The organism is Hymenobacter defluvii (genome assembly GCF_017589435.1).
GTDB classification, from domain to species: Bacteria; Bacteroidota; Bacteroidia; order Cytophagales; family Hymenobacteraceae; genus Hymenobacter; species Hymenobacter profundi.
Map to the genome: position 1 here is coordinate 254,378 of NZ_JAGETX010000001.1, position 24,362 is coordinate 278,739.

Annotated in this window: 23 protein-coding genes; 14 read left to right on the forward strand and 9 right to left on the reverse strand. The window is 56.4% G+C overall.

The genetic code is table 11. The annotated features are described in order from the left end of the window. Positions 1 to 83: 83 nt before the first annotated feature. The 3 genes from menD to J4D97_RS01020 form a co-directional block, all read right to left on the reverse strand. On the reverse strand, positions 84 to 1,925 hold the full coding sequence (gene menD / locus J4D97_RS01010) for a 2-succinyl-5-enolpyruvyl-6-hydroxy-3-cyclohexene-1-carboxylic-acid synthase (RefSeq protein ID WP_208305990.1): 1,842 nt from the start codon (positions 1,923 to 1,925) through the stop codon (positions 84 to 86). 157 nt (positions 1,926 to 2,082) lie between these two features. Then, complete coding sequence (locus J4D97_RS01015) at positions 2,083 to 3,294, reverse strand: chorismate-binding protein (RefSeq protein WP_208305991.1); 1,212 nt, start codon at positions 3,292 to 3,294, stop codon at positions 2,083 to 2,085. Positions 3,295 to 3,443: 149 nt separating this feature from the next. Then, entirely contained in the window at positions 3,444 to 3,872 is a 429-nt protein-coding gene (locus tag J4D97_RS01020; RefSeq protein ID WP_208305992.1) for a hotdog fold thioesterase, read from the reverse strand. Positions 3,873 to 3,949: 77 nt separating this feature from the next. Here J4D97_RS01020 and J4D97_RS01025 point away from each other — a divergent pair, with 77 nt between their 5' ends. The 7 genes from J4D97_RS01025 (at position 3,950) to J4D97_RS01055 (ending at position 12,102) form a co-directional block, all read left to right on the forward strand. Then, positions 3,950 to 4,564, forward strand: coding sequence for a histidine phosphatase family protein (locus J4D97_RS01025; RefSeq protein WP_208305993.1), 615 nt, complete (start codon positions 3,950 to 3,952; stop codon positions 4,562 to 4,564). 154 nt (positions 4,565 to 4,718) lie between these two features. Next, on the forward strand, positions 4,719 to 6,449 hold the full coding sequence (locus J4D97_RS01030) for a pyruvate dehydrogenase complex dihydrolipoamide acetyltransferase (protein WP_208305994.1): 1,731 nt from the start codon (positions 4,719 to 4,721) through the stop codon (positions 6,447 to 6,449). Between the two features lie 151 nt (positions 6,450 to 6,600). After that, positions 6,601 to 7,140 (forward strand): ATP-dependent protease subunit HslV, encoded by a 540-nt coding sequence (gene hslV, locus J4D97_RS01035; RefSeq protein WP_185283159.1) that lies wholly within the window; start codon positions 6,601 to 6,603, stop codon positions 7,138 to 7,140. 120 nt (positions 7,141 to 7,260) lie between these two features. Next, positions 7,261 to 8,232 carry a deoxyhypusine synthase family protein gene (locus J4D97_RS01040; RefSeq protein ID WP_208305995.1) on the forward strand — a complete coding sequence of 324 codons (972 nt, stop codon included), beginning with the start codon at positions 7,261 to 7,263 and terminating at the stop codon, positions 8,230 to 8,232. Positions 8,233 to 8,632: 400 nt separating this feature from the next. Next, a complete protein-coding gene (locus J4D97_RS01045; protein ID WP_208305996.1) occupies positions 8,633 to 9,967 on the forward strand; it encodes a M48 family metallopeptidase in 1,335 nt (444 codons plus the stop codon). A gap of 61 nt (positions 9,968 to 10,028) precedes the next feature. Continuing rightward, positions 10,029 to 11,597: a DUF6770 family protein gene (locus J4D97_RS01050; RefSeq protein WP_208305997.1), complete on the forward strand. Its 1,569-nt coding sequence runs from the start codon at positions 10,029 to 10,031 to the stop codon at positions 11,595 to 11,597. A 175-nt stretch (positions 11,598 to 11,772) separates the two neighbouring features. After that, the gene (locus J4D97_RS01055; RefSeq protein ID WP_208305998.1) at positions 11,773 to 12,102 is read left to right on the forward strand and encodes a hypothetical protein; all 330 of its coding nucleotides are present in this window, start codon (positions 11,773 to 11,775) and stop codon (positions 12,100 to 12,102) included. 15 nt (positions 12,103 to 12,117) lie between these two features. Here J4D97_RS01055 and J4D97_RS01060 read toward each other — a convergent pair whose 3' ends face one another. From J4D97_RS01060 to J4D97_RS01075, 4 genes are all read right to left on the reverse strand, one after another. Continuing rightward, the gene (locus J4D97_RS01060) at positions 12,118 to 13,164 is read right to left on the reverse strand and encodes an N-acetylmuramoyl-L-alanine amidase family protein (protein ID WP_243900082.1); all 1,047 of its coding nucleotides are present in this window, start codon (positions 13,162 to 13,164) and stop codon (positions 12,118 to 12,120) included. Positions 13,165 to 13,333: 169 nt separating this feature from the next. Beyond that, complete coding sequence (locus tag J4D97_RS01065; RefSeq protein WP_208305999.1) at positions 13,334 to 14,188, reverse strand: SDR family oxidoreductase; 855 nt, start codon at positions 14,186 to 14,188, stop codon at positions 13,334 to 13,336. Positions 14,189 to 14,377: 189 nt separating this feature from the next. Then, positions 14,378 to 15,217, reverse strand: coding sequence for an SDR family NAD(P)-dependent oxidoreductase (locus tag J4D97_RS01070; protein ID WP_208306000.1), 840 nt, complete (start codon positions 15,215 to 15,217; stop codon positions 14,378 to 14,380). 81 nt (positions 15,218 to 15,298) lie between these two features. Beyond that, positions 15,299 to 16,201 (reverse strand): helix-turn-helix domain-containing protein, encoded by a 903-nt coding sequence (locus J4D97_RS01075; protein ID WP_208306001.1) that lies wholly within the window; start codon positions 16,199 to 16,201, stop codon positions 15,299 to 15,301. Between the two features lie 113 nt (positions 16,202 to 16,314). Here J4D97_RS01075 and J4D97_RS01080 point away from each other — a divergent pair, with 113 nt between their 5' ends. From J4D97_RS01080 to J4D97_RS01105, 6 genes are all read left to right on the forward strand, one after another. Next, complete coding sequence (locus J4D97_RS01080; protein WP_208306002.1) at positions 16,315 to 17,073, forward strand: OBAP family protein; 759 nt, start codon at positions 16,315 to 16,317, stop codon at positions 17,071 to 17,073. A gap of 65 nt (positions 17,074 to 17,138) precedes the next feature. Beyond that, complete coding sequence (locus J4D97_RS01085; RefSeq protein ID WP_208306003.1) at positions 17,139 to 17,555, forward strand: helix-turn-helix domain-containing protein; 417 nt, start codon at positions 17,139 to 17,141, stop codon at positions 17,553 to 17,555. 77 nt (positions 17,556 to 17,632) lie between these two features. Then, positions 17,633 to 18,394: an SDR family oxidoreductase gene (locus J4D97_RS01090; protein WP_208306004.1), complete on the forward strand. Its 762-nt coding sequence runs from the start codon at positions 17,633 to 17,635 to the stop codon at positions 18,392 to 18,394. A gap of 224 nt (positions 18,395 to 18,618) precedes the next feature. After that, on the forward strand, positions 18,619 to 19,134 hold the full coding sequence (locus tag J4D97_RS01095) for a hypothetical protein (RefSeq protein WP_208306005.1): 516 nt from the start codon (positions 18,619 to 18,621) through the stop codon (positions 19,132 to 19,134). A gap of 21 nt (positions 19,135 to 19,155) precedes the next feature. Continuing rightward, positions 19,156 to 19,926, forward strand: a complete 771-nt coding sequence (locus J4D97_RS01100; RefSeq protein WP_208306006.1) for a hypothetical protein — start codon at positions 19,156 to 19,158, stop codon at positions 19,924 to 19,926. A gap of 11 nt (positions 19,927 to 19,937) precedes the next feature. Continuing rightward, positions 19,938 to 20,606, forward strand: coding sequence for a hypothetical protein (locus J4D97_RS01105; RefSeq protein ID WP_208306007.1), 669 nt, complete (start codon positions 19,938 to 19,940; stop codon positions 20,604 to 20,606). Positions 20,607 to 20,811: 205 nt separating this feature from the next. Here J4D97_RS01105 and J4D97_RS01110 read toward each other — a convergent pair whose 3' ends face one another. Beyond that, positions 20,812 to 21,282, reverse strand: coding sequence for a hypothetical protein (locus J4D97_RS01110; protein WP_185283176.1), 471 nt, complete (start codon positions 21,280 to 21,282; stop codon positions 20,812 to 20,814). A gap of 71 nt (positions 21,283 to 21,353) precedes the next feature. Further along, positions 21,354 to 21,941: a 2'-5' RNA ligase family protein gene (locus tag J4D97_RS01115; RefSeq protein WP_208306008.1), complete on the reverse strand. Its 588-nt coding sequence runs from the start codon at positions 21,939 to 21,941 to the stop codon at positions 21,354 to 21,356. Between the two features lie 181 nt (positions 21,942 to 22,122). On the opposite strand from J4D97_RS01115, the gene J4D97_RS01120 reads away from it, so the two are divergent. Continuing rightward, complete coding sequence (locus J4D97_RS01120; protein ID WP_208306009.1) at positions 22,123 to 24,300, forward strand: hypothetical protein; 2,178 nt, start codon at positions 22,123 to 22,125, stop codon at positions 24,298 to 24,300. The last annotated feature ends 62 nt before the right edge of the window (positions 24,301 to 24,362 follow it).

Genomic DNA, 24,362 nt, shown 5'->3' on the forward strand with positions numbered 1-24,362 from the left:
GGTCAGTTAAAGTAAAGCAGGAACGTCATGCCTCATCTGGCGTCTGCTTGTCGAAGCATGACGTTCTTTTAGTAAAAAATAGACTACGCAAAAGCCGCTTTCACAGTGTTGCGGTAGTGTTCAAAAAAGGCGGCGTTGGTCTGACTGTCAGTAGTGATTTCCAGCAGGGCCGCGCCGCCTTCCGCTGCAAAGAAAACGGGTAAAGCCGATTCGAGTTCTGCGAAAGATGAAACCGCGAAGTAGCGCAGCCCAAAATCACGCGCCGTATTCTCGGCTCGCAACGGCTGGCGCGTCTCGAAGAACTCCTCCAACTCGGGCTGCTGGCGTGGCCCATCAATGAGCCGGAAAATGCCGCCGGCGTGATTGTTCAACAGCACCACGCGCAGGTTGGGGGTAGGGTAGTTGTGCCAAAAGGCGTTGCGGTCGTAGAAAAACGCCACGTCGCCGGTGAGCAGCACTACCGGCCGCTCTGGTTGGGCCAGCGCTGCGCCCACCGCCGTGCTGGTGCACCCATCAATACCACTAGTGCCGCGGTTGGCAAACACCTCCACCGCCCTACCCTGGGGTAAGCCGATGATGTTGGCATAACGCACGGCCATACTATTGGCGAGGTGTAGGACGGTATATTCGGGTAGGGAGTGCAGGGCCTTGTGAATAGCCGCGAATTCGTTGAACGGCTGGTTGGGTTGCTGGAAGAACGTGTCCAAAAAGTCCGTTGCCTGAGCATTGGTACGTTGCCAAGCCGCTGTGTAAGAAGCTGAGGGTACCCCGGTTTCGATAGCAGCAGAAATAGGTACTAAGGCAGGTGGAGCCACACGAGTAGCGTCGGCCGGAAACGGCGGACGCATAGCCGTTGTGCCAAGAATCGAACTTGAATCAACGGCTTCAGAGACTCCTATACTATCTGTGTTACCAATTGCAGTCAACGCAGCAAAGAAGTCGGCTGGCTCTACGCGGATTATCTGGGTGAGCGCGCGATAGGTATCAGCCACTTCGCCTGCCGCTTGTATGTGCCAGTGCTGCGCAATTGGCGTATTGCGAAGATATAATTTCAGCGCCTTGGAAATCAACGACTGCCCGAAGGTAATTAGTAGGGTAGGCCGTAGCGATTCTCTCAGCGTCTGATTTTGTGCAGCCAGAAATACATCTTGCTGACCTATTGCCGAGGGTAGGTTGGCAATGGTGTCGCCTACAACAGGCACATCAAACGCTATGGAAAACTGGTGTAGTGCTTGTTGCAATGCAGGCTCCCACGGGTGCTGCCCGGCTACCACCAACACACGCGCGGCGTCGCGGATGGTGTCGCGTAGAGCGGCCGCCTGGCTTGGCAATAACACCGGCGCACTCATCTCTTCTCGAATCACCTTCATCGGCCCAAACGTCAATTCCTCGCCTGCTTTTGGGTAAAAAGGCTCCCGTAGCGGCACATTTACCTGTACTGGTCCGGCGGGTGCTCGTTGCGCCAGGTTCATGGCCTCATTTACAATGCGCGCCGCGTGCCACTCTGCATCGGGGTGTGAGATATCGACGGGTAGGGTGAACGAGCCCTTGGCGTGGGCACCGTACAAATCCGTCTGCCGGATAGTCTGGCCGTCGAGCTGGTCGATCCACTCCGGGGGACGGTCGGCGGTGAACACCACCAGTGGAATCTGTTGAAAATACGCCTCCGCCACAGCTGGCGCGTAGTTCAGCCCCGCCGTGCCGGACGTGCACACCAGCGCCACCGCCCGCCGCTGCGCCTGCGCAATGCCCAACCCGATAAACGCGGCAGCCCGTTCATCAGGCACCGTACGCACCTGCACGCCGGGGTGACGGGCAAAAGCAATGGTCAGCGGCGCGCACCGCGAGCCGGGCGACAACACCGCGTCGGTAATGCCCAATTGCGCGCAAATTTCGGGGATGTTGTGGATAGCTTGGAGGGACATGAATAGCGAATACGTAATTGAGTTGATACAAAACCTTCTGTCATCCTGAACTTGCGAAGGGCCTTATGCCCGCAGAACGATTGATGTAACAACGACTCGTTCTGCAAGCATAAGATCCTTCGCAAGCTCAGGATGACAGAGGGAAAGATGCATTGTCCTACTCCAAAACCGCCCCAATCGTCTGGAGTTTTAACTCCGTTTCCTGCCACTCGCGGGTAGGGTCGGAGTCGGCGGTGAGGCCGGTGCCGGCATAGAGAATGGCTTCATTGGGGCGCAGCTGCAAGCAGCGTAGGTTCACGAACAAGCGTGAGGAGCCGGTTTCAGGCAGGTTCACCGGGCCAAGGAAACCGGCGTAGTAGGCGCGGTCGTAGCCTTCGTGGCGGCGCAGGAACTCCAGGGCCGGCTGCTTGGGCATACCGGCCACGGCGGGGGTAGGATGGAGCAGGCGCAGCATGTCGGTGCCCAGGTTAGGGAAGGGTACTTGGTTGAGCTGCACGGCAAAATCGGTGCGTAGGTGCAGCAAATTGCCGGCCGCGGCCACGCGAGGGCCGCGCTCATCGTACTCACGCAGGCGCAACTGCTTGAAGCAGTTGACGATGTAGCGAGCTACCATGGCGTGTTCCTCCATCTCCTTCGCCGTCCACAACGAGGCCGCGGGTGCTACCCCCGGCTGGGCCAGCTGGGTGCCGGCCAGGGCCATCGTCCGAAACACAGAGTCTTCGGTGATTTCGGCCAGCACCTCGGGCGTAGCGCCCAGCCAGGTGCCTACCCCCGGCGCACTCACCAACGACACGAAGGCATTAGGATAGCGCTGCTGCAAGTCCTGAAACGCTGCTAGCGCATCAAACCCCACCGGTAGCGGCCGCCGCACCGCCCGGCTCGATACCACTTTTTGTACCTTACCCTGCTCAATGGCCGCCACACCAGCAGCTACAAACAACTCATAATCAGCCTGCGAAGAGGCTTTGGGGATAGGCTGCGGGCTCATGTGCCACGGCAACGGGGCCGTGGGGGGTAGAGCCGCAAAGCGCTGCCGCAACTCCGGCAACCGAACCGCCGCCGCCGCACTCACCTGAATCTTATCAGGGGTAGCCAGATCGAAAAACAAGTCGGCGGGTAGGAACAGCGGCGGGTTGTGGTCGGAATCCCAAAACGGAAAGAAGGCAAACCCCGCGGGTGCAGTTGGCTCCAGCACCGGCGGCAGGCCCGTAAGCGCCGTATCGGCCTTCAGGGTAAGGCACAACCGGGCATGGGCAGCACCGGGCAAACGCCACAGCGCCACCGGCCTACCTGACGTAAGGGCCAGGGCCACCAACTGCCGCAGCCGCATCGCCGTCGGCAGCTCCGGGTTCCAGGCAAGTTGCTGCATGTTTTTGCTGTATTAAAGGTCAATCGGCTGTCATCCTGAGCTTGCGAAGGACCTTATCACGCTAGAACAACCATCGCACCAATGACTCGTTCAACCGGCATAAGGTCCTTCGCAAGCGGACGCTATATTAAGGATGACAAACTGAACACTTACTTCTTAGGTAAATCAATCACCGCCATCGTAATGCGACTAATGCACACCAGTGCGCCGGTTTCTTCGTGGGTGATGCGAATTTCCCAAACCTGCGTAGTGCGGCCCACGTGCACGGCGGTGGCGCGGCCTACTACGTAGCCGTCGCGCACACCCTTGATGTGGTTGGCGTTGATTTCTAGCCCCACGCAAACTTGCTTGGTGCGGTCTACCTGCAATACGGCGCCGATGCTACCTAAAGTCTCGGCCAGGGCCACGGAGGCACCGCCGTGCAGCAGGCCCATGGGCTGGTGCGTGCGGTGGTCGACGGGCATGCGGCCTACCAGGTATCGGTCGCCTACCTCAGTCAGCTCAATACCAAGATGTTCGCCGAGCGTATTGCGGCTCCAGGCGTTTAGCTCAGCCAGATCAACAGGAGAATTCGTCATAGAATGATAACAGCACAGCGCGGATTTCGGCCCTGAAATCCGTACTTTGGGGAGAATTCAGCAAAGCTAGCGGGAAAGTGAGCGTCAAAAAAATCTACCTGATCCGGCACGGCCAGACCGATTTGAATGTGCGCGGCATCGTGCAAGGCAGCGGCGTCGACTCCAGCCTGAACGAGGTAGGGCGGCGGCAGGCGGCGCAGTTTTTCGCGGCCTACGGCCACGTGCCTTTTGCGAAAGTATACACGTCTGTACTACAGCGCACCCACCAGTCGGTGCAGGCGTTTCTGGATCTGGGCCTACCCCACGAGCAGTATGCAGGCCTCAACGAAATCAGTTGGGGCGCGCGCGAAGGCACCCGTATCACGGCCGAGGAAGACGAGGAATATCACCACGTATTGCAGCAGTGGCGCCTGGGCAATACTAGCATCCCGATGATAGGCGGCGAAAGCCCCGACGACGTAGCCGCCCGCCAGCGCCCGGTTATCGACCTGATTCTGTCGCGCCCCGAGGAAGAAACCGTGCTGGTGTGCATGCACGGCCGCGCCATGCGCGTACTGCTCTGCCAGCTGCTGGGCTACCCTCTCAGTTGCATGGATGCCTTTGAGCACCACAACCTGTGCCTGTATCTGCTGGATTATACCGGCTCTATGTTCACGGCCCGCAATTTCATGGACATTGCGCACTTAGCGTAAGCAATAACCGTAGAACGTCATTCCTCGACCAGCTCGGAATGACGTTCTACGGTGTAGGCGTAATCCTTAGATTGCGCCCCGCAACACAATCTATTACTTGCCTGCCCGGAAATTCGGGCTAAATTTGGCGTTCCAACCCAAGCACAAAAAGCAGATGGCTGAAATCATCAAAATGCCTAAAATGAGCGACACCATGACGGAAGGCGTCATTGCCGCGTGGCTCAAGAAGGTAGGCGATACAGTGAAGTCCGGCGACGTCCTGGCCGAAGTCGAAACCGATAAGGCCACGATGGAGCTGGAAAACTACGACGACGGTACCCTCCTCTATATAGGTCCGAAAGAAGGCGAAAGCGTGCCCGTTGACGGCGTGCTGGCCATTATCGGCAAAGAAGGCGAAGATATTTCGGGTCTGCTGAACGGCGAATCCGGCGGAAGCGCTCCGGCTGCTGAGGCTGCCCCGGCTCCTGCTGCCGAAGCTCCGAAAGAAGAACCTAAACCAGCGCCGGCTCCCGAAGCCGCCAAGCCCGCTGCTCCGTCGGCCCCCGCCGGCAACGGCAAAAAGGCAACCGTAATTCGGATGCCGAAGATGAGCGACACCATGACCGAGGGCACCATTGCCGCCTGGCTGAAGAAGGTAGGCGACAAGGTGAAATCGGGTGATGTGCTGGCCGAAGTGGAAACCGACAAGGCGACCATGGAGCTGGATAACTACGAAGATGGCACGCTGCTGTACATTGGCCCGAAGGAAGGCGAAGCCATTCCGGTGGACGGTGTATTGGCCGTTATCGGCGAAGAAGGTGCTGATGTGGAGGCTCTTATCAGTGGCAAATCGGGTGGAGAAGCTGAATCGGTGCAGCCCGCTTCGGATGTAAAATCCGAAGGTCCGGCCGGTGCTAACGCGGCGCCTACCCCCGAGGTAGCGCAAACGGCTAACGCCAACGGTGGCCGCATCTTTGCCTCGCCGCTGGCTAAGAACATTGCCAAAGACAAAGGCATCGACCTGAGCCAAGTGAAGGGTAGCGGCGACAACGGCCGCATCATCCAGCGCGATGTAGAAAACTTCCAGCCCAGTGCCGCCGCACAACCCGCTGCTGCTCCAGCTGCTCAACCTGCTGCTGCACCCCAGGCTGCCCCAGCCGCTGCTCCCGCTGCCGAGACTCCCAAAGCTGCACCGGCTCCCGCACCAGCCCCCGCTGCTGCCGAAGGCACCTACACCGACACGCCCGTGTCGCAGATGCGTAAGGTGATTGCCCGTCGCCTGTCGGAGAGCCTGTTCACGGCTCCGCATTTCTATCTGACGATGGAAATCCTGATGGACAAGGCGATGGAAACCCGCGTGAAGCTCAACGAGCTGTCGCCGGTGAAGCTGTCCTTCAACGACATGGTGATTAAGGCTTGCGCCGTAGCGCTCAAGCAACACCCGGTTATCAACTCCTCGTGGTTAGGCGACAAAATCCGCCAGAATAAGGTAGTGAACATCGGAGTGGCCGTGGCCGTGGACGAAGGCCTGCTGGTGCCCGTAGTGCGCAACGCCGACGGCAAAGGCATGTCGCAGATTGCTACTGAGGTGAAGGAACTGGCCGGCAAAGCCAAGAGCAAGAAGCTGCAACCCGCCGAGTGGGAGGGTAGCACCTTCACCATCTCCAACCTGGGTATGTTCGGTATCGACGAGTTTACGGCCATCATCAACCCGCCGGATGCTTGCATCCTGGCTGTGGGCGGCATCAAGCAAACCGCCGTGGTGAAGGATGGCGAGCTGGTTATCGGCAACGTGATGAAAGTGACGCTGAGCTGTGACCACCGCGTGGTAGACGGCGCAGCCGGCGCAGCCTTCCTTCAAACGGTGAAGAGCCTGCTGGAAGATCCCCTGCGGATGCTGATCTAAGTGTAACCACCCTACTGTCATCCTGAGCGGAGCGAAGGATCTTCTCACGATAAAACGAATTGTCAGATAGTAATTATCTAAAGACAGGTCGTTCTATCGTGAGAAGGTCCTTCGCTCCGCTCAGGATGACAGCGTTTTAACTAGTTCCTAAATGACCAAGATAAGATCAACCACCGTCCTGGGCGTGCGCCACAATGGCCAGATTGCCATTGGTGCCGACGGCCAGGCCACCATGGACAAGCACGTAGCCAAGAACAACGTGCGCAAAATCCGCAAGCTGCAAGGCGGCAAAATCGTGACGGGATTTGCTGGCTCTACGGCCGATGCCTTTTCCCTGCTCGATAAGTTTGAGGAGAAGCTGGAAGGCTACGGCGGCAACCTGAAGCGCGCCGCCATTGAGCTGGCTAAAGACTGGCGCAAAGACCAGTACCTACGCAAGTTGGAAGCCATGATGATTGTGGTAGACAAGGACGAGCTGCTCATCATCGCCGGCTCCGGCGACGTACTGGAACCCGACAACGACGTGGCCGCTATCGGCTCCGGTTCTATGTTTGCCCAGGCCGCCGCGCTGGCCCTCAAGAAGCACGCGCCCCACCTCACGGCCCGCCAGATGGTAGAGGAAGCCCTACACATCGCCGCCGACATCTGCATCTACACCAACCACAACCTCATTATCGAGGAGCCTAGTTGATTAAGCTAGTAGCTAATAGCTGTTGGCTGTTAGCTTTCGTACAGTACATACTGTCGGTTTGCTTTTCAAAAATATTTCAAAGGCTAATAGCCATCAGCTAATAGCTAACAGCTTAAAAAAATGAACGTAACCAACTTCCTAAAGCACCACTACCGCCACTTCAACGCCGCCGCGCTCATTGATGCGGCCGAAGGCTACAACAAGCACATTGCCGAGGGCGGTAAAATGATGATTACGCTGGCCGGCGCTATGAGCACCGCCGAAATGGGTATTCAGTTGGCCGAGCTGATTCGGCAGGATAAAGTGCAGATCATCAGCTGCACCGGCGCCAACCTGGAAGAAGATATTTTCAACCTGGTGGCACACGACTTCTACGAGCGGGTGCCCAACTACCGCGACCTGACGCCCGCCGATGAGCACGAGCTACTGAAGCGCCACATGAACCGCGTGACCGATACCTGCATCCCCGAGGAAGAAGCCATGCGCCGTATCGAGAATACGGTGTTGAAGTTCTGGGAAAAGGCCGACCAAGCTAGTGAGGCGTACTTCCCGCACGAGTTCTTCTACCAAATCCTGAAGTCGGGTGAGCTGGAGCAGTACTACCAGATCGACCCCAAAGACTCCTGGATGCTGGCAGCAGCCGAGAAAAACCTGCCCATCATCTGCCCCGGTTGGGAAGACTCTACCCTGGGCAACATCTACGCCGGCCACGTTATTTCAGGCGATATCAAGAACGTGCACACCATGAAGACGGGTATTCAGTACATGATTTACCTGGCCGATTGGTACACGGAGCAAGCCAAAGACGACAGCACGGTAGGGTTCTTCCAGATTGGCGGCGGCATTGCCGGCGACTTCCCCATCTGCGTGGTACCCATGCTGCACCAGGATTTGGGCCGCCACGGAGTACCGCTGTGGGGCTACTTCTGCCAGATTTCGGACTCCACGACTTCCTATGGTTCCTACTCTGGCGCCGTGCCGAACGAGAAAATCACCTGGGGCAAGCTGGGCCAGGACACGCCCAAGTTCATCATCGAATCGGACGCAACGATTGTAGCGCCGTTGATATTTGCGATGGTGCTAGGGCAATAAGTCTAGTTACCGCACCTACAGAAACGCCCGCAGCTGAGTCCTCAGCTGCGGGCGTTTCTGTAGGTGGATGAAGAGATACGCATGCTATTCAACTTCTGATGAGTTCGACTAGCATACAACTTCAGAATGTATTCTCAAAGGTAAATATCTCTGATAATATAACTTTATTAATATAAATGGCATGGATTTAGCCTATACATCATCTTATAAATAACATAAGCTAGAATATCGATATAGCATTTTCATGCTGAGACTGTTGTGTTTACTGTTGCTATATACAGCCCATGTTTATTCGGCTGTTGCACAAGAGAAACCTTATTTACCTTACTATTCCAACGATACAGCCCGGGCTTACAAACTAGCAGTGCTACACCGTAGTGCGGTAAAAGCACATCTTACAGTGCCAAAAAGCGGCCCGAAGGGATACCGCGAACATTATCAAAAGGTAGTACAAGAAGCAGCCGAGGACGTATTCAATTCCATTCGCTATTCGGCTTTACTTGATTCGGAGCTGGAGCCGTACGTGCAGCAGGTATTTAACCGCATCGTGCAGGCTAACTCGCAGTTGCCTATTTCCGCAAAGCTAATACTCACCCGAAACCCCGAGCCCAACGCCCATGCCGTAGGCAATGGTACCGTGATGCTGAACGTTGGCCTGCTACCTCGACTGGAGAACGAAGATCAACTAGCCTTCATTTTATGTCATGAGTTAGCTCACGTAGCGTGTCGGCATATGGAGAGTAGCATGCAGGAGCAGCTTACTACCCTACACAGCCAAGAGGTGAAGCGAGAGTTTCGTCGCATTATCAACTCAGAGTATAACATTAGCTCTAAAATCAAAGCACTGGCATTAGGCTTTTCTCTTAACAACAACTATCACAGTCGTCGCCACGAGAAGCAGGCAGATTCGCTCGGGTACGTGCTGCTAACCCATACTGGCTACGATGCCACGCAAGCCTACCGGGCATTGCAGCTTTTGGATACCATTGACGAGCCCGAAACAACGGCGCCATTAGCGCTGTCAGCCTACTTTGGCTGCACTGCTTTCCCCAAATTGTTTGAGGCCGCTCCCACGAAGCCACAGTCCATCTTTACGGTAAAGGCATCGGAGAAAACAGTCTTGCAAACAACGGATACTCTTAAGTCGCACCCCGATTGTGCAAAGCGGATGCATTTCATGTCAATACTGGCGCAAGGCCGGGTAGCTGAAGGGCCGCAGCCTCTTAGCTCGCCAGTATTTGCACGTATTCGCCAAATTAGTCGGCTGGAGGTTGTGCAGAGCTGGTTTGACTACGACTGCTACGACCACGCCCTGTTCGAAGCATTGCAACTCCTACCTCAGCAGCCGCAGAACACTTACTTACGCTCGGTAGTGGTGCTAAGCTTATATGCTTTGCGACAGCATTTGCAGCATCATACCTATACCGAAGTGGTATCCAATAGATCAGAGCAGAATCCTGCCAGCTTCAATAAGCTGCTGCTGAGCTTGTATGACCTCCGGCTAGAAGATTTTAGAGGCATAAGTGCCTGCTTCGCAGAGAAGACCAGTTTGGATGCAACTGTTCCCGCCGACGAATACGACCTGGCCGCTCGCTATGCGGCTCGTGCGCTGACTACTGAAACGACAGCGGCGGCAGCTCTCAAAGTGCAGTACCAAAAGCAATACGCAGGAGGCAAATTCGATAAGCTGCTGTTTTCGGCGCAGCCACCGAAGACAGCAGCCGCGCATCGCTGATAACCTTTACTCTTCCACTTTTTTCACAACAGCTTATTCCTCACTTCTTACCCTTTGTTTTATGTTATGTATTAAACGGGCGGCTCTGACTGCCTGCTTTGCGCTGGCAACGGCAGCCACTTTTGCGCAAACCAAAACGCTTGATGGCATCGAGAACATGACCCGCTCGGCGCTGTCACCAATTTATGCTGGCAATGAAGTGAAAGGGTATCTGATGTTTGGTCGGGGTGATAAAGCCGACCGAAAAACCGATAATTATGTACTCGACTTCTATGATCAGGACTTAGGCAAAGTATCTAACATCACAATTCAAAAGCCTGCCAACCGATTTACGCTGCTAAAAAATAGCTTCAACGGTACAGCCTTCGCCTTCTACTTCTGCAATCTGAAGGACGAAACGGTGGAAATTGAAACTTACGATACCAGCCTGAAAAAGCTAGGAAGCAAGGTAATCGAGGACTTGTCGAAAGTCGACAAGATGATCATTCAAAACCAGATGAAGCAGGGCGGAGAAACCAGCAGCGTATCGGGTAAAATGGATCTGTTTCCGGTGCCTGGTCATGGGTTTGTGCGCAACAGCTACACTGGTATGGCGAAAGGCTACGCCCTTGTGATGTACGACGATAATGCCAAGGCAAAATGGCGCTTGGCCTCCGATGAAAAGTCGAAACTCTACGAGATGGTCAGCCTCACGGAAGCAACTGATAAATACATTCTGGGCATTATGATGCGGAGAGATGGCATGTTATCGAAGCAAGTAAGCTCCTCCATGATAGCCATTAATGCAGCTACCGGAAAGAAAGTGCTGGATGTGCCGGTAGAAACAAGCAAAACCGAACAGCTTTCGCTTAGCTCGTTTACCTTCGACGCGGAGAAGCGTGAGTTTGTAGCCGTTGGTGAATATTATAAGCTTGATGATAAGCCTTTTGTAAATAAAAGTCAGGGCTTTTTTATCAAACGCTTCTCCGAAGCGGGCAAAGCAGTGAGTACTAAAAACTACGGTTGGCAAAAAGAGGTAATGGCCCTTATGCCCGCCGAAGCAAAGGCCAGCCTGGAAGATAATTACGTGAACTACACCCAATCCATTGTGAAGGGGGCCAACGGCAAGATGTACATCGTGGCCGAGCAGTTCAAGATTGTGGGCGACGGAATGGGTATTGCACTGCGGGCTATGGGTGGTAAGGCTAGCGTTTCGAAAGGAAAAATCGGCAATATGTTGGTTTTCGAACTCGACCCGGAAGCAAAGCTTTCAAAGGTTAAGTTTTATCAGAAAGACCCATTCAATGCTATTCTTCCTCCAGGTTCTGGTCTGATGAGCGCCGGTTTGTTGGGACACGTCATCAAGTCGCAGGGCGATTTTGACTACCAGTTTATGCAGCGCAACGACGCGAATACACAGTTCAACGTGGTATACATCAACTTTGACAAGGAGAAAGGAGAAGATACCAAGCGCGTTATCGGCAACATTGCTTTCGGCGACAATGGGCAGTATTTGGAAGATAAGATCAATATGGCCAGTGCGGCTAACTACTCCTACCTGTATCCGGCCAAGCCTGGCTACGTGATGATAGCCGATTACTACAAAAAGAAAAATCAGCTAGGTATGAAACTGGTAAAGCTTAATATCTGATACCGCTACTCCTTTAAAAAGAAACCCCGGCCTGAGTTGGGGTTTCTTTTTGAAATTAAAAGGCCTAAAGCAACTAACAGTTTGTAGTGAGGTGTAATGCTCCATTCTGCAGTAAGCACAAAACAGCTGGAAACACTTACCTTCGAAGCAGTACCATACGGCTACTTCTTGCACTATGCCCATCGACCTTGCCAGTTTCCTGCACCACACTCCCGAAAGTGAAAAGACTACCGTCTTCATTCACGTAGACGAGGACACGGTAGATACATACGATGCGCTGCTCATTGCCCAAACTCGGTACCGAAAGCTCTTCATCACGTTGGAGCCGAAGCGCCGCTACCTGGTACACACGCAGCCAACCGATTCGGAGGAAATAGAAATCGACTTTTTGCAGGAGTATGAAGAGGTAGAAGCCCTGCTAGAGGATGCAGGGCTAGATGGCATCCACGATGGCGAGCAAGGCATCCTCTATCACAATCTGCTCTTCCTGTTGATGAACCCCTAAAGATTCGCGGCTACCCTACTTACGCCCGCGGTAATCAGCTATCAACCCATCACAAATCCAATTAGCCAGCGCCTGTCGGTTGTCGTCGACCAGGAAGCGGCGCTGGTCTTTGGCGTTGCGGATGTTGCCTAGCTCCATGAAAACGGCCGGAGCATGGCTGGTGCGTACTTCGTATAGCGTGCTGCGGGTAGACACATTGCCGGAGTAGGTGGCCCGATTGGGTTGGGCACGTTTGTAGCGGGCCGTGAACACTTTATGAATGTTCTTGGCGAGGCTCAGGCCTGCCTTGCTGTTGGCGTGGTGGTAGAAAAATACGTCGATGTTCTGGCCGGCGCTGCGGCTATCCACGTGCAGGCACAGCAGGCGTTGGTAGGCACCCTTGTGGCGGGCGTGGAGCTTGTTTACCTGCGTAATACGCTGGCGCAGGCGAGCCAACTGATTCAGCGGAATCACTTGATTGGGGTAGGTCACCTCGTCGTTATCCATTTTCAGCACGCTTTCGTCGCGGATGCCGTCGTTGGGGTCCTGCACCATCATGTACACGGTAGCGTCGTGAGCCATCAGCACGCGGGCCAGGCGCAGGGTGATGTCGTAGGCGTATTCGTCCTCCGCTAGTTTGTTTGTGCCGTACGTGCCGATGGCGCCAGGGTCGGGGCCGCCGTGGCCGGGCGAGAGGTAGTACACCGCCCCGCGCAGGAGGTGGTCGCGCACGGGCGCCGGACCGTATTTGGGGCCAAACAGGGTGCGTGGCGAAATAGTAGCGCGCCTGGTAGTAGGCGCCGGGGCGGTGACAGTCCGGGCCCTGCTGGCTGCCTTAGCGGGGGTAGCCGTCTTGCGGGGTAGAAGGTAGGTGCGGCCCACGATCAGGCCGTTGCGGCTCGTCAGATTCTTTTTGTTCAGCTCCCGAAACTGCCGGCCGTGTTGGCTCGGCGTGAGGCCGTGGCGGTAGAGCAGCGTGTGCACCCCGTCGCCGGGTTTGGCTACTACACGGCGATAAGTGCTTTGGCAAAAAGCACTTATGGAAACAAAAAAGGACAGGAGAAGAAATGTAGCTGTGCGCAAAAGAAAAAAAAGAGTTGGAGACGATGCAGGTGAAAGGGAAAATCCGCAAAAACCGGGCAGATGTAGTCAGAATAACTGATTTAGGATATATTGGTTGTCTGCCACAAAAAAAGGCCCGCGGATAACCGCGGGCCTTCTGGCTGAAAACAACCTACTAACCTAACACCTTTTAAGCCTCAACGGAAAGATTGGTGGCCGCGGCCAAGTGCTGCCACTGCTGCATTTGCTGTTGCACTATGGCTATTTTTTGGTCGGCCAACTGGTAGGCGTCTTCCCCCAGAAAAACGTGTACGGGCTGCTGTGGGGCTTCGCTCAGCGCGCGCAGTACGGCGGCGGCTTTCTCCGGGTCGCCGGGCTGGTTGCCGTTGATGTCCTGCTCGTGCTGCTGCTGGGAGTCGCGCACTGCTTGGTAGGCGGCCAGCGGCTGCCGGGGCGTGCCCAACGAGCCAGAGGTCAGAAAATCGGTGCGAAAATAGCCGGGGTATACCACGCTGGCCTGCACCCCAAACTCCTGCATCTCGGCCGCATACGACTCGGTGAGGCCCGCTACAGCAAACTTGGTGGCGCAATAGATGCCCCAGCCAGGAAAATTGCCTGCAAAGCCGCCGACGGAGGAGATATTGAATACGCGGCCTGAGCCCTGCTGGCGGAGGTGCGGGGTGGCGTGCCGCAGCACGTGCAGCAGCCCAAACACGTTTACACCGAAATTGCGGTGGGCCTCTTCGTCTGAGAGTTCTTCCAGCGCGCCTACTTGGCCGTAGCCCGCGTTATTAACTACCACATCCAGGCGGCCAAACGTCTTAACGGTCTGCTCAATGGCCTCGCGCACACTGTCCTCGTTGCTGAGGTCCATGTGCAGAGGTAGGAATCGCCCTTCGCTAGGCGGCACGTTCTGTTGGAGTTCGGTCAGGTTGCGGGAGGTAGCTGCCACCGCATAGCCGCGGGCCAGCAGGTGTTGTACTAAGGTCAGGCCCAGGCCCTTCGAGGCGCCGGTCACAAACCAGATGTTGTGTTGAGGAGTCATGTGCTGGAAGTGTTTCGTTATAAGATAATGCGTCACTGAGGGCCAGACTTCCGAATAGATAAAGCATACAAGCGGTAGGTGAGAAGGTGAGAAAGGGTAGGGCCGGTTGGCTACACCTACAAAGACGCACCACGCGGCCGTTTACTGTATCGGAAGCCGAAAAATCACGTTTTCTTAACCTGGCCCCGGTTATTGAGCGAAGTCAGTGGAAACCGTGAGGGATTTCCAGGCTTCGGTTTCCTGCAAGCGGCCTTGCAGCTGCTGGGTGGCGCGGCGGTAGGCATCCTGACCTAGTAGCAGGTGCACGGGCGGGGTAGGCTCGGCGGCCAACTGTTCGATGGCTACCGCCGCTTTGGCCGGGTCGCCAGCCTGTACGCCATTCAGGGCCAGGTAGCGGGCGTGCGTGTCGCGCACCGTTTGGTATTCTACAAGGGGCTGCGCGGCAAAAACCAGCGACTCGGGCGTGAGAAAATTGGTGCGAAAACCACCGGGCTCCACGGCTGTTACCCGAATCCCAAACGGGGCTACATCCTGGGCCAACCCTTCTGACAGAGCACTCACTGCGGCCTTGGTAGCCGAGTACACAGACCAGCCCGTAGCGCCAGCCAGTGCCGCAATAGACGAAATGTTGATGATATGTCCGGCGCGTGCGGCGCGCATGTGCGGCAGCGCGTGCCGAATGACGTTCAGCGGCCCGAACACATTCACATCAAACGACTGGCGGGTTTCGGCGTCGGTGAGTTCTTCCACGCTGCCTCCAATCCCGTAGCCAGCATTATTAACGACCACATCGAGGCCACCAAAGGTGTTGATGGTTTGTTCAATAGCTTGCTGCACGCTAGCCTCGTTGCCGAGGTTCATGTGCAGGGGTAGGAAGGTGTTCGAAGCGTTGCCGAGAACTTGAATCAGATTGTCGGGGTGGCGCGAGGTAGCCGCTACGCGGTGGCCCGCTTGCAGCAGATGTTGCACCAGTGCCAGCCCAAGGCCCTGCGAGGCGCCCGTAACAAACCAGGTTTTAGAGTTGCTCATAGTTGCGTGTATGGTACACTGCAAAAGTAGAGCAGGGTAGGGGCTACCCGCTTGCCTGGTTCAAACCAATGCTTGCGAAAATCAAACAACGCGCACAGCGGTAGGCGTGGTGCCAGCCCGTTTGCGAAAGAAGTTGTTGAAGTGTGCCGGTTCCTCGAAGCCCAGGCAATAGCTGATTTCGGCCACGTTCCAGGCAGTGTGCCGGAGCAGAGCATGAGCTTCTTGCAAGAGGCGGTCGGCAATGAGCTGGGTAGTGGTTTTGCCAGTTACTTCCTTCAGGGCGCGGTTGAGGTGGTTGACGTGCACCGCCAACTGCCCGGCAAAGGCGTGGGCGTTGCGCAGGCGCACCTGCTGGCCCGGCGTTTCGATGGGAAACTGGCGCTCTAGCAGCTCCGTGAACAGCGAAGCAATGCGCGTGGCCGCGTTGCTCTCCTTATAGAGGGTAGTGGCGGGCTGAAGCTTGAGCGCACTGTGCACCAGCTCAAACACGTAGTTGCGCAGCAGGTCGTATTTGAAGGCGTAATCAGAATCCAACTCCGCTGCCATCTTCTTGAATAACTGCGTGATGGCGGGTAGCTGCTCATCGGTGAGCGAGTATAACGGCTGCCCACCGGGCTTGAACATGGGCAGCTCCAACGCGCCTGCTACCAGGTAGCGTTGCAAAAAAGCCTCGGTGAAAATGCAGAAGAAGCCCGACTGCTGGTCGTCTAGCGGCTCCCAATCGTAGGGCACCAGGGGGTTGGCAAACAGCAGCGCGTTGCCCCTGATTTCGATGGTTTTGTCGGCAAAGTGGTAGTTGCTGCGGCCCGTGACGAGCGTAATCTTATAGAAATCCTTGCGACTGTAAGGCAAGTGGCAAGCGTTTGGCCCCACGAAATCATCGAGCCGAAACACGTTGAAGTGGCCGATGTCCTGCTTCAGGTTGTCGGGCAGCCAGTGTATTTTCTGCTGATAAAAGTCTTCGAGGCTCAGGGGCTTTTGCATAGACAAACCTACGTAAATCAAACAGAGAAGTATACAGGCTTTGTAGGCACAGCTCAGCTATAACGTAGCACCGGGTAGCGCGTAGGGTAGAGAAATACGCACCCTCCTATCTCATGAAAGCAAACCGCCTCTACCTTAGCTGCGCTCTGTTGCCGAGCCTGCTCCTAGCCGCCTGCGGCGACCAAAACACCCGCTCGCCGGTGCAGGCGCCCGGCGCCGAAAAATCGACCAAAACCGAGGTGTTGGAAGCTGGCGCCGACGTGTTGCAGGGCAAGGAGCCGCTGCGCAACATGAACATCTACCTCAATGGCTTTCACTTTTATAGTGGTGATATGCAGGGACAGATGGAGGCGCATCACTTCTGCACCAAGCTGAATGAGGACGTTATCCAAGCGGTGATTTTTGATGGGAATACCGCCGATGCCAAGATCATGGGCGTGGAATACATTATATCGCGGCGCTTGTTTGAAAAGCTGCCCGTTGAGGAGAAGAAGCTCTGGCATAGCCACCGATACGAGGTGAAATCGGGCACACTGGTGGCGCCGGGCATCCCCGATGTAGCCGAGCACGAGCTGATGGAGCAGGTGGTGAGCACCTACGGCAAAACCATTCATACCTGGCACACCGACCGCGATAAGGAACTGCCCTACGGCGGCCCGCAACTCATGATGGGTTTCACCCAAGACGGACAGATTGATACGGCTATGGTAGGCCAGCGCGACTGGCGCATGAAAATTTCGACGGCCGAAAAGCGCCGTCAGCGGGCCGACATTGCCGCGCCCGACGTGCTACCCGGCGCCGATGCCTGGGAAAAAGGCGAGGTACGGCAGTTCGAGGTGACGCAGCGGGCGAGTGCGGCGCATCAACATTAAGCGGCTGTTGCAGGTTGGGTGAGTGGTAGCTGCTCCGTTGTACGCCATTCATCCACTTGCCTGCTATGCCGACACTCATTCCGAAGAAAATCCTGGCCCGCCAGCACGAAATAACTGCCGATTTCACCCGCCTTGTGCACGCCCACGTCGATGATCTGGCGGCGGGTAGGGCCACGGAGGCGCTGGAAATCCGCGATTTTGCCGGGCAACTGTGCATTCACCCTACCCACCTCAGCAACACGCTTAAGCACACCACTGGCGAGGCGCCTTGTGCCATTTATGAGCGCAAGCTGGTGGCAGTGTCCAAAGAATTGCTGGCCGATGCGGGCCGGTCGGTGGCCGACGTGGCCGCCCAGCTCACCTACGACCCGTCTAACTTCACCAAGTTTTTCAAGCGCTTTGTGGGGTGCACGCCCCGGCAGTACCGCGAGGAGCTGTGGGCCAGGCAACGGGTAGAAGATGCGGAAACGGTCACCAGTTAATCTGAACTACTCACCAGAGCGGAGCGCCCAGCTACCCGGACATTTGTAGGGTTCTTCACCTAACACATTACTTTCCCATGAGCACCACCAAAATAGCCCTCGTAACGGGCGGTAGCCGCGGCCTCGGCAAAAACATGGCACTCAATCTGGCCCAAAAAGGCCTGGACGTACTCCTGACCTACCACAGCAAACGCGAAGAAGCCGAAGCCGTGGTAGCTGAAATCAAAGGCCAGGGCCGCAAAGCCGCCGCCATGCAACTCGACGCTTCCAACGTGAGCAGCTTCGACAGCTTTTTCGAGCAGGTAACAGCTACGCTGAGTAGCACCTTCGGAACCGAGCGGTTCGATTTTCTGATCAACAACGCCGGCACGGGCCTCTACCAGCCCTACCCGGAGGTGACGGAAGAACAGTTTGATGACATGCTGAATATTCACTTCAAAGGCCCGTTCTTCCTCACGCAGAAGGCGTTGGCGCTGATGAACGATGGTGGCGGCATCATCAACATTTCCTCGGGTCTGACGCGCATTATCTACCCCAACTCTGCCACCTACGCCAGCATGAAGGCGGCCACGGAAACGCTCACCAAGTATCAGGCAAAGGAACTCGCCAGTCGCCGTATCCGCGCCAACGTGGTGGCGCCCGGCGCCATTGAAACCGACTTCGGCGGCGGCCGCACCCGCGACAACAAGGAGGTAAACGCGCACATTGCCAGCCTCACGGCTATGGGTAGGGTAGGCCTACCCACCGATATCGGGCCAGTCGTTGCCTTCCTCTGCACCGACGAAGCTGCCTGGATTGATGCCCAGCGCATTGAGGTAACCGGCGGGCAGGGTATCTAGAATCACGGATTTCTGCGGATTAATCGGATTTTGTGGACGATTAATTAGCCGAACGATTCAGGCTGATTAAATAGCGAAAGGCGTTGCTGGGCTTGCCCAGCGGCGCCTTTTTTGATTATTGTATACACGGTCTAACTGATTGGATATAATTTATTTATAACTGCATGCAACCTGCTTAGCTTGTTTGGAGCTCTAGAAAATAGTTACTCTACTATATTCCCGCTATGCACAAACTCTACACTTACCTGCTTGGTAGCGCCCTGTTGCTGAGCCTGACTGCTTGCCCGCTGGTGCAACCGGTTGACCAAGTTCCACTGCCCAAGTATAAGCCACTGCTGATGCCTCGCATTCAGCTGGAGCAGGCCGTGGCTGTGCTGCCGCCGCAAAACATGCACAACACCGGCAAAATCTACCTCCGCGACCCATACATTCTCATCAACGAACGGTACGAGGGCGTGCACATTATCAATAACCAGGACCCAGCCAACCCGCAGTTGGTGGCGTTCCTGCGGATTCCGGGCAACGTGGATGTGGCCATGAAGGGCAACATGCTCTATGCTGACAGCGGCCCCGACTTGCTCACGTTCGACATGTCCAACATGCAAGCAGCCCGGTTGGTCAACCGTGTGAAAGATGCTGTGCCGGAGCTGCCCATGCCCGAAACCGGGGACGTTCCCGCCGAATATCAGCTCCAAAATCGTCCTGCTGATGCTGTGGTGATTGGATGGCAGAAACTATAATTGCTACTATTTCTTCGACCTATGCGTGTATTTTCTACTCCTTTGCTCCGCTCCTTTGTTGCGTTGCTGGCCTTAGGCCTTGGCGCGTGCAGTGCCAACAACGATATGAGCCCCGCCAGCGCCGATCTAGCTGCCAGCGACGGGAAAGGCGGTTCTCTGGCTCGCTTCACGGTGCTTGGCAATACGCTGTACGTAGTTGATAACCAGAGCTTACGCTTGTTCGATTTGGCCACGCCCGCTGCCCCGGCACGTGGGCAGGTAGTGCCCCTGAGCATGGGTATTGAAACGATTTATCCGCGTGCGCCCTACCTGTTTCTGGGCACCCAGCAGGGCATGTATATTTTTGATGCTTCTGCGCCCGCGCAGCCCAAACAAGTGGCTTTCTACGAGCACGTGATGAGCTGCGACCCGGTGGTGGTAGACGAGCGGTTTGCCTACGTAACCCTGCGCGATGGTCGCTCTTGTGGCGGTGGCCCCAACCAGCTACAGGTCATCGACCTCACCAACCTCAGTCAACCGCGCTTGGCTCGCACCTATCCCATGCAGCACCCCCTGGGGCTGGGGGTAGACAGCATGCTGCTGTTTGTATGCGACAAAGACCAACTAAAAATCTTCGACACCCAAAACACGCCGGAACTCCAGGCCTTGCAAACGTTCGATGTAAACGTGTCGGATGTTATTCCGAACCGGGGGCAGCTATTGGCTATCGGGCCCGGCGGACTCTACCAATACCGCTACCGCAACGGCACGCTCACGCCGCTCAGCAAACTTTCCATCACGCCGAGTAACTGATGCGCCCCGGTATGTTCACGCGCTGGCTTATGGGGTGGGGCGTGGTGTGCGGTGGCCTGACAGCCGTGGAGGCTCAGATTCCGGTGCCGCCGGTCAGGACGTATAGTGTGAAGGTTGATCTGGTGCCCCTGATGGCAAGCGGCTACCACGTCAGCGTAGAAAAGCTATGGGGGCCGACGTATCGGCACGCACTGGTGCTAACGCCCCAGTTCTACCACGGCAAGGTGCAAAACATCACCTCCGACGTGACCGATGGCCGCAACGTGGTGCGGGGCTATGGCCTAGCCGTGCAGCACCGCATCTACCTAAGCGAGCGGACGACGCCACAAGAAGGGTTTTATGTTGGGTATGGCCCTCACTACCAACACTTCGAGCTGGAGTTTCGGGCGTCGAGTTGGCAGCCGGAGGTAGCTGACAATGGCTTAACCTACTATGAATACCGCGCCCGCAATCAGAAGGAAACCATAAACCGGTACGGCGCCACAGCTGTGCTGGGCGGCCAGCTTTTCTTACCCGACTTACCAATATTCCTGGACGTGTACATGGGTTTCGGCCTGCGCAAAGCCCACGCACGCGCCACCCTACCCGGCAGCCATTACAGCAGGGGCATGAGCGACTACGGCACCAGTGGCTACTACTTACCCGTTGGGTTTCGGGTAGGCGTGGCCTGGTGCAAGTAGTCTAGCTTATATGACCACATACAGCGTGGGTAGGGGCCGGAAAGGCGCCTTCGCCAGTACGATACGCTTACTTATGCTTGAGTGGTTGATGAATTGTATTGGTTACCTGAACTAGCCTAAACAAGAAAGGCTTGCCAATTGGCAAGCCTTTCTTGTTTGAACGACAATCGTCCACGAAATCCGATTAATCCGAAAAAATCCGTGATTAGGGGCGAATCAGAGGACGAGCAGGGTTCCAGATGCCCCACGGAATCATAATCAGTACCAGCACCAGCGAGATAGTGAACCAGATGAACGCAGTTTTGTGCTTGAGCACGGCGTCGCTGATTTTCTTGGACTTGCTGCGGCCGATTTGCGCGGCGGCCCAGGCCAGAATCATAGCCGTGATGTGCTCTACCCCCCAAAAGCGGGCTTGCGGGTCTTTCATAGCCGCACCGCCCATCGCCTTCATCATCGATAAGCCAACGGGGCTCAAGAAGAAATACAGCAGAATGCCCAGCAGCAATTGCAAGTGCATGGAGCCCACAAAGGCGGCAGCCATACCATTGTCGGCGCCAACGTAGGGCTTGCGGCCCTGCCAGCCACTAAATGCGCGGAAGATGGCAATAAGGCCAAAGATGAGGACGAGCCAGCGCGTCCAGTTGTGCAGTAGCAGTACGATGGAGTAGAATGTCATCAGGTAGTAGGAGTGGTTGGGGTGCAAAGGTCGGGCGCGGGGCGCGAAATGCCGCGCCCTACCCCAGAAATTTACAGGCTCGGCACGGGAACCTCCAGCACAGGCGCAGCTTCATCGAGCTTATGCCCTGCAAACTTGAATACGTTTTCGCGCACAAATAGCTCGCCCTCCTGCCGCAGAATGGCTAGGTTATTTATGCTGATTTTCAGGTTGAAGGTTTGCTCGTTGAGGTATTGCAGCACAGGCCCCAGCAACTCGGGGGTGGTGTCGTGCAGGGCTAGGGAAATGTGCGGCAGCCAGCAGTCGGGGGCACTGTACTTATCGGTGTGGAGGCACAGCGGCGCCGTGGCCCGCAGAATGCGCTGGTGCAAGGCATTCAACTCATCGGAGCGGAGCACCGGAATGTAAATCACCGGGTTTGGTCCTGGAAATACGCCCAGGCCGGTGGTGAAGGCCGGAAATGAATGCGTAGTATGGGCTACCTCCTGCAACACCTCTTTCAGGACCGACAACTGGCGTACCCCGGCAAGCTGGTAAGTGATATGGGGGTCGGGGGTAGCCTGCACATCATCAAGACCAAACTTTTCTTCTAAGCTTTTGATAATCTTGTTGATATGTGCCGCGTATTTGGGGCTGAGCAGCGAAGTAATAGCAAGCATGCACGAATGAATAGAAGGCGAAAAGGGTAGGATGCGACCAGCAAGATAGGGCCAGCAGCGCAACCAGGCAATTGTTCTGACAGTACGTAAGCGCGGCAGAAGCAGCTAAAAAACAAAGAGCGCGATAACCGTTACGATTCAGTTGTACGTTACAAAGGCATTCTTTCTTTTTTATTATTCCGTGTCGTCAGCTTCTCCCGCTCAGGTTGTTACTCCCCCTGCGCCGCCTACCTGGCGGTGGTGGTACTGGGTGGTGTTAGGCCTGGTAGCGCTGGTAGGTGCAGCATTATTGGCTCTTGACCCCTGGCTGCGACAGTACTTGGAAAAGCAGGTAGCTGAAGGTACACACGGTCGCTACCAGCTACACATTACACAACTGCAAACCAGCTTGTGGCACCAAAGCGTGTATGTGCGCGGGGTGCAGCTGCGTACGGTAGGCCCTGCTACCAACGATAGAGCCGCGCTGCCACCCGTGCAGCTTACCCTAGGCCACGCCCGCCTGACGGGGGTAGGCCTATGGCAGTTGGTGCAACGGGGCACGGTGCCTATCGACAGCTTGGTGCTTGATTCCCTGCATATTCGCTTGCTGGGAAGGTTGCCCGCAGCCAAGAAGTCGCAGCCCCTCTACCAGCGCCTACCCCTGCACCTGGAAGGGATACGACTGGGTTACTTGTCGCTTCGCCACGTACAGACCGCCTACCAGCCTGCGCCGCAAACGGGTGTAGCCTGGAAGCAGGCAGACCTCTCGGCGCGCGACATCCTGCTGAGTGCCGCAGGAGCCGCCGACTCGCAGCGGGTAGGCTACGCAGCAGCCGTAACCGCACACGTACGGCACTTGGTTGCCTCGGCTGTGCAGCACCGCTTGGCACTGCGTAGCGTGCGGTTTGCGTCTCGGCCGGGTACGCTGGTGGTCGATTCGGTGATGGTGCGGCCGCAGCAGCCGCTGAGCGAGGTGCGCAGCCGCAATGCCCGCGTTTCGCTGCACCTGCCGCGGGTTTCACTCACGGGTTTGCACACGGCTGCCCTAATGCGCCACCAGTTTCGGGCCGATACGCTGCTGCTGTTGGCCTGCGACCTGGATATGACGGCTCCGCGGGTGTCGCCGCCACCCATCCACCAACTGCTGGCGCCGTGGCTGGATCGGGTGCAGCTAGAGCATCTGTTGCTGGCCAATGCCTCGGCGCGCATTCGTGGGGTGGAGGAGCAGCCCCGGTCGCAACACATTGCGGTGCAGGGTAGCCACCTGCGGGTCGATTCGGTGGGGGCGCAGGACCAGCAGCGGGTGCTGTATGCCCAGCAGTGGGACGTGCGCACCGGCGTGGTAATGGCCCGGCTCGACCCACCGTTCTACCAACTGGCCTGCCAAAGTGCACACTTAGCTACGCATGGTGGAGTGCTGGAAGTCAACAATATACGGCTGCGGCCACTGGTATCGGTAGTGGAGCTTTCGCGGCGCAAGCACCACCAAGCGCCCCACGTAACGGTGCTCATTCCGCAGGTGCGGGCCACGGCTATTCAGTATGCGGCCCTCACGCATCAGCACTGCCTGATTATGCAAACGCTAACCATCCGGCAACCGCGCATCCAAACCCGCAGCGATGGTCGTTTTGCCCTAAATCCTGAGCACTCCGTAGCCACACCCGAAGCCCTACGCCACCTGGGGTTCACGCTGGACGTACGGCGCATCAACGTGCAGAACGGGACGCTCTATACCATCTACCGGGCACCGCAGAACGCCAAGCCGGGTCAGCTGACAATCAACCGCGTGTCGGGCACCATCGAAAACTTCTCCAACGACCCGCACCGGATGTCGGCGGCGCATCCGGCAGTAGTACACGCCACGGCGTGGCTGCAAAACCGCTGCCAGCTGCAAGCCACGCTCACGGCCAATCTACTCGACCCCAACGGGCAGCATACCATTACGGGCACTTTCAGCGAAGGACAGCTTTCTATGCTGAACCCGATGACGGTGCCTACCAAGCAGCTATTGTTTCGCAGCGGACAAGTGAAGCATATCCGCTTCCGCATGCAGGCCAACCGCCAGCGGGTGACAGGCCCCATGTGGGCCAGCTACTCCGACCTCAAGCTGACCATGCTCAGCCAAAAAGGTGGTGCCGACCACAAAACGCTCGGCTCTCGCTTGAAAACAACCCTTGTCAACGGCCTATTTCTGCGCGATGATAACCCGCGCAAGGGTAGGCTCCAGGTAGGCCGCATGACCTCCGCCCGCGACCTTCGCGTATCGGTATTCACCTTATGGCGCCAGGGTATTGTCAGCGGTATGCTGAACAGCGCCGGCGTGCCCGCACCTCTCAGCAAAAAGCTCAGCGAGCAGCAGGATAAACCGGTATATAAGTAGTCTATGCTCAGTGAATTGGACCTACCAATCAAGTCCAACAATAGAATAGCTTTTCCTACTGA

What these genes read in the sequence shown, in the direction of transcription:
- menD (WP_208305990.1), bottom strand. Translation starts at nt 1,925, where the DNA reads ATGTCCCTCCAAGCTATCCACAACATCCCCGAAATTTGCGCGCAATTG.
- J4D97_RS01015 (WP_208305991.1), bottom strand. Translation starts at nt 3,294, where the DNA reads ATGCAGCAACTTGCCTGGAACCCGGAGCTGCCGACGGCGATGCGGCTG.
- J4D97_RS01020 (WP_208305992.1), bottom strand. Translation starts at nt 3,872, where the DNA reads ATGACGAATTCTCCTGTTGATCTGGCTGAGCTAAACGCCTGGAGCCGC.
- J4D97_RS01030 (WP_208305994.1), top strand. Translation starts at nt 4,719, where the DNA reads ATGGCTGAAATCATCAAAATGCCTAAAATGAGCGACACCATGACGGAA.
- hslV (WP_185283159.1), top strand. Translation starts at nt 6,601, where the DNA reads ATGACCAAGATAAGATCAACCACCGTCCTGGGCGTGCGCCACAATGGC.
- J4D97_RS01040 (WP_208305995.1), top strand. Translation starts at nt 7,261, where the DNA reads ATGAACGTAACCAACTTCCTAAAGCACCACTACCGCCACTTCAACGCC.
- J4D97_RS01050 (WP_208305997.1), top strand. Translation starts at nt 10,029, where the DNA reads ATGTTATGTATTAAACGGGCGGCTCTGACTGCCTGCTTTGCGCTGGCA.
- J4D97_RS01055 (WP_208305998.1), top strand. Translation starts at nt 11,773, where the DNA reads ATGCCCATCGACCTTGCCAGTTTCCTGCACCACACTCCCGAAAGTGAA.
- J4D97_RS01065 (WP_208305999.1), bottom strand. Translation starts at nt 14,188, where the DNA reads ATGACTCCTCAACACAACATCTGGTTTGTGACCGGCGCCTCGAAGGGC.
- J4D97_RS01070 (WP_208306000.1), bottom strand. Translation starts at nt 15,217, where the DNA reads ATGAGCAACTCTAAAACCTGGTTTGTTACGGGCGCCTCGCAGGGCCTT.
- J4D97_RS01075 (WP_208306001.1), bottom strand. Translation starts at nt 16,201, where the DNA reads ATGCAAAAGCCCCTGAGCCTCGAAGACTTTTATCAGCAGAAAATACAC.
- J4D97_RS01080 (WP_208306002.1), top strand. Translation starts at nt 16,315, where the DNA reads ATGAAAGCAAACCGCCTCTACCTTAGCTGCGCTCTGTTGCCGAGCCTG.
- J4D97_RS01085 (WP_208306003.1), top strand. Translation starts at nt 17,139, where the DNA reads ATGCCGACACTCATTCCGAAGAAAATCCTGGCCCGCCAGCACGAAATA.
- J4D97_RS01090 (WP_208306004.1), top strand. Translation starts at nt 17,633, where the DNA reads ATGAGCACCACCAAAATAGCCCTCGTAACGGGCGGTAGCCGCGGCCTC.
- J4D97_RS01095 (WP_208306005.1), top strand. Translation starts at nt 18,619, where the DNA reads ATGCACAAACTCTACACTTACCTGCTTGGTAGCGCCCTGTTGCTGAGC.
- J4D97_RS01100 (WP_208306006.1), top strand. Translation starts at nt 19,156, where the DNA reads ATGCGTGTATTTTCTACTCCTTTGCTCCGCTCCTTTGTTGCGTTGCTG.
- J4D97_RS01105 (WP_208306007.1), top strand. Translation starts at nt 19,938, where the DNA reads ATGTTCACGCGCTGGCTTATGGGGTGGGGCGTGGTGTGCGGTGGCCTG.
- J4D97_RS01110 (WP_185283176.1), bottom strand. Translation starts at nt 21,282, where the DNA reads ATGACATTCTACTCCATCGTACTGCTACTGCACAACTGGACGCGCTGG.
- J4D97_RS01115 (WP_208306008.1), bottom strand. Translation starts at nt 21,941, where the DNA reads ATGCTTGCTATTACTTCGCTGCTCAGCCCCAAATACGCGGCACATATC.